Below are 964 nucleotides of genomic sequence, written 5' to 3' on the forward strand. Positions count from 1 at the left end.
AAAAAATTAGGTCTAACCGACAATAAACATGCATTATGTTGGTTGTAAGATCCTTTTTTTTATTGACCGTTATTTCAGTTGCCCTCATAAAACCAATAAGGTTCTTAGATACTTTTTTATACATCATTAATTTTCTAAATGCTTTAGTCATATAACTTAATGATTCATTTAATTCTTGACCCGAAAAAACATTCTTAATAGTCAGTGTTAAAAAGAGCCAACGAGAATTTGGATATTCTTTTAAAATTTCTTCAACCACTTGTTGGGATTGATAACTTTGTTTCATTGCTCGTCTCCAATTACAAACTGGGCATAACTTTGATTTACAAAACCATGCTCGATATAGTTTTAAATGTCCAGTATCACTCGGTTTAAACTCCAACACTTCGCCACACTGTTTAACATTATTAGATTTCTTAAATTCTAGTATTTGAAGAAGTTCAGCATATGTTACGTTCGCTACCTTTTTCTCACGCCATGGGCGTGTCTTTCCTGTTTTAGTAATGTCTTTAAATGGTTTATTTGCTTGTCTGTCATTTCCTGTCATGCTATTATTAATATGCATATAAAAGACCCCCAGTATTGATTAATTAGTCGTATTTTAATCATAATACTGGGTCTTTTTTTATGCAAATTTTTCTTTAAGGAGTTTTAAGGGCAAAAAACAGCCTCAAACCCTTGATACAAAAGCTTTTATACATAAATATATAAAATGACGTTGTTTCTATATAGTATCAAGATAAGAAGAAACTCGTTTCACTCGTTTCAAAAAACAAAACCAAGAAATCGAATTTAACCTTTTTTATCATCTTTTTCTAAACCAAAAATCAATAAAATAATTACAGACAAAAGCATGAAAGGAAAAAATATAGAAGTAGCTAAAAAACCTATAATCATAATTAACCAAAAAGAATCAATTTTATAATTTCCAAACTTCATACAAGCCCCCCCTTTCTTTAATCAA

General features: G+C 29.5%; 1 protein-coding gene and 1 pseudogene. Both read right to left on the reverse strand.

Annotated features, from left to right (window positions below; translation table 11 throughout):
• A pseudogene (locus tag HMPREF2846_RS00020) lies at positions 1-565 on the reverse strand (protein rep); the annotation flags it as partial.
• 227 nt (positions 566-792) lie between these two features.
• Positions 793-939 carry a hypothetical protein gene (locus tag HMPREF2846_RS14295; RefSeq protein ID WP_017176832.1) on the reverse strand — a complete coding sequence of 49 codons (147 nt, stop codon included), beginning with the start codon at positions 937-939 and terminating at the stop codon, positions 793-795.
• Positions 940-964 lie beyond the last annotated feature (25 nt).

It is taken from the genome of Staphylococcus sp. HMSC056G08, assembly GCF_001812305.1.
Lineage (GTDB): Bacteria > Bacillota > Bacilli > Staphylococcales > Staphylococcaceae > Staphylococcus > Staphylococcus simulans.